This is a genomic window from Brevundimonas sp. SL161 (assembly GCF_049896985.1).
Classification (GTDB): Bacteria; Pseudomonadota; Alphaproteobacteria; order Caulobacterales; family Caulobacteraceae; genus Brevundimonas.
This window is the reverse complement of the sequence record NZ_JAFCVJ010000063.1, coordinates 1-2944: the sequence shown is the minus strand read 5'-3', so window position 1 is coordinate 2944 and position 2944 is coordinate 1. Positions and strand designations below refer to the sequence as shown.

The 2944-nt window shown below is 57.3% G+C and carries 1 protein-coding gene; it reads right to left on the bottom strand.

Annotated features, from left to right (window positions below):
• Positions 1 to 398 precede the first annotated feature (398 nt).
• Entirely contained in the window at positions 399 to 2570 is a 2172-nt protein-coding gene (locus tag ACP7AU_RS17535; protein WP_426052253.1) for an ATP-binding protein, read from the bottom strand.
• Positions 2571 to 2944: the final 374 nt, after the last annotated feature.

Here is a 2944-nt window from a genome sequence, read left to right as displayed (position 1 = left end):
CACCCAGCCTCTTGGACACCAAGATAGGGAGTTCGTGGAGAAGGAGCGTGACGATGCAACGACGGAAGTTCGGCCGGGAGTTCTAAAGCATTTGGCGACCTGATTGAATCGTTTGGGATCCGGTACTGTCACTTTAATGCGAATTTGTCTCCACTGAACGCAGCGCAGGCCGCGGATGAGGATAATGTTGTTGATCGGCGTTGAAGGAGAGACCCCACCCGATATGAAATAACATATTGAAAGCGCTTAATATTGCGGGGCGATATGGGGTCCCGACAGACGCCTGTCAGCGTGCGCGCGAACGTATCGCTATATAGCGAATTCAACCACCGAGGCTGCCGCTCGATGGGGTCCGATTTCGACCCCGATCCACATCCATCGCCACCTTGGCCTTGAAATCAGCCGAATACCGCTTCGGATTCCCGGCCATAAAGTCCGTCCTTCAAAAAGGCCGGTTCCACGTTAGTCGCCTGTCCGATTTCAGGTGCCGCCTCAATCAGAGAAAGCGCCTCGGCGAGAAGCGCGATGTCGAGAGGCTTGGCCAGATGACCGCTCATGCCCGCCGCGAGGTACTCGGCGATTTGATGTTTCATGGCGTTGGCGGAAACGGCGATGATGGGGATAGGTGACAGGCCCCGACTTACTTCCTCGGCCCGGATTATTCGAGTGGCCGTGACCCCGTCCATTTCCGGCATCTGGATATCCATCAGGATAACGTCGAAGGGCGCCTTCTTCCAGACTTCTACAGCCAGCCCGCCATGTTCGACAATCACGGGCGTGATGTCGAAGGCCTGCAGGAGTGCGCGCAACACCAGCTGATTGGTGCTGTTGTCCTCGGCCGCCAGCACGCGCAGTCGGCCGAGGTGAGACGGCATCACGTCTGGCTCGCCCGACGTCTCATGCGCGGCCGTTCCCAAATTGGGAGCGTGTTCCAGCGGCAGTTCGACAGTGAAGGTCGAGCCGCGGTCTATCTTGCTGGCGACGGTAATCGATCCGCCCATGAGTTCGCAGAGCTGGCGGCAGATCGAGAGCCCCAGGCCCGTCCCGCCAAACCGCCGCGTCATTGAACTGTCGGCTTGATAGAACTTGGAGAACAACGCTTTGACCTTGTCGTCGGCGATCCCAATCCCGGTGTCCTTGACCGTCAGGACGAGATGTCCCGTAACGTTGATGTCCAGGGACACCATGACCTCGCCCACGGCCGTGAACTTCAGGGCGTTGGATATGAGATTGTAGAGGATCTGCTTTAGCCGGACGGAATCGCCGAGCCACCTACCCCCGGCGGCGGCCGAAACCGTCAATCCAAAGGACAGACCGTTGCGGTTCGCCTGTTCGGTAAAGGCGCCGCAGACCCCCCTGGCGACTTCCTCCAGATCGAAGAGGGCGAACTCCAGTTCCATCTTCCCGGCCTCGATCTTGGAAAGATCCAAGACGTCATTCAGAACCGCGAGCAGGGACTGGCCGGACTCTCGGATGATGGTGACGCGTTCGCGCTGTGTGGGCGTCAAATCATCGGCCCAGAGCGCTTGGGTCATGCCAAGCACGCCATTGAGCGGGGTCCGAATCTCGTGGCTCATATTGGCCAGGAATTGCGACTTGGCGACGTTGGCCGCCTCGGCCGCTTCGAGCGCAACCTGCAGGTCGTTCGTCAGAACAAGCAGCGCCTCGTTGCTGGCTTCGGCCATCCGCGCCCGGGTTTTAACCTCATGAGCTGCTTTGCGATCGGTGACGTCGCGCTGGACCGAGACCCAGTGCGTGTACCAGCCCTTCTCATCGGCGACGGGAACGATGCTGAGCTCCACCCAGAACGGCTCGCCGTCCTTCTTGTAGTTCAGCATCTCAATTTCGATCGGCTTCCACTGCGCCAGGGATGCACGGATCTTGGCTCGGCTCTGAGGGTCCGAGCCGACGCCTTGAAGGATGCGGGGGGTCTGGCCGATCACCTCTTCGGCACTATATCCGGTGGCCTCGGTAAAGGCCGCGTTGCAATAGACGATGCGCGGGCCGGGAAGATCGATCGGCTCGGCCTCTGTAATTAAGATAGCGTCCTTAGCGTGCACGACAACGGATTCCAAAAGTCGCAGGCGTTCATTTCCCTGGAAGCCCGATTCCTCGTTTGCTTGAAGACGGTGGAGCGTGAGGCTGTCGGCGATCTGAAACGCCAGCGATAGCAGAACATAGATTTTAGCTGGGCTCAGGCCCGGCTTGGGTTTGGGATCGCAGATGGCCAGCACGCCCTGGGCTTGGCCGTCATGATCCTTGATGGCGATCAAGGCCGCGAACCGGGCAACCTGATTGTCCCATCGTGGCAGGAACTGACAGAGGTTCGCGGTTGGATCTGTCAGATCATCAACCAGAAGGATGCCCTGATCGGTTTGGTCGATGGCGGCGAGCAGGGTCTCGAACTGGTCAGGATCGCAGGGTTTGGAAGCTTTGCCAAAATAGCTCTTGGCAACAATAAAATCCGTGTCGTGCCGAACGTACAGAATTGATGACTTGCATCCTGCCGTAAGCGCCGCGCTTTGAACGACTCGATCAAGCCTTACCTTAAGGAAAGTGTCAGTGTTCATCCCAGGCCCCGAAGAGATCGGATTTGGAACACCGACGATATTACAATCGCGCCATAAAGCTGATGAAACCTTATGGTTACGCTTCCAAATTGTCGCACCCTTTGGTGATCATTTGCCGCGATATAGTGTAACAAAATTTGCGATCTGAATCGCTTCTATTTCCAACGCTGACAATATTGACGCGCCATTCGCTTCCAGTTTGTCAGTATTTAAAAATTTCGCGTGCGGTGTTTTCAGATTAAGCTTGTCAGGCTCTAGGCTCAGGACCCATTGGTGTGATGCGCTCGATCTGATTCAGGCTCTGCGAGGAGTCTGGATATGAGCGACCTTTATTGGCTGACGGACGAGCAGATGGAGCGGCTCAGGCCGCACTT

What these genes read in the sequence shown, in the direction of transcription:
- ACP7AU_RS17535 (WP_426052253.1), bottom strand. Translation starts at nt 2,570, where the DNA reads ATGAACACTGACACTTTCCTTAAGGTAAGGCTTGATCGAGTCGTTCAA.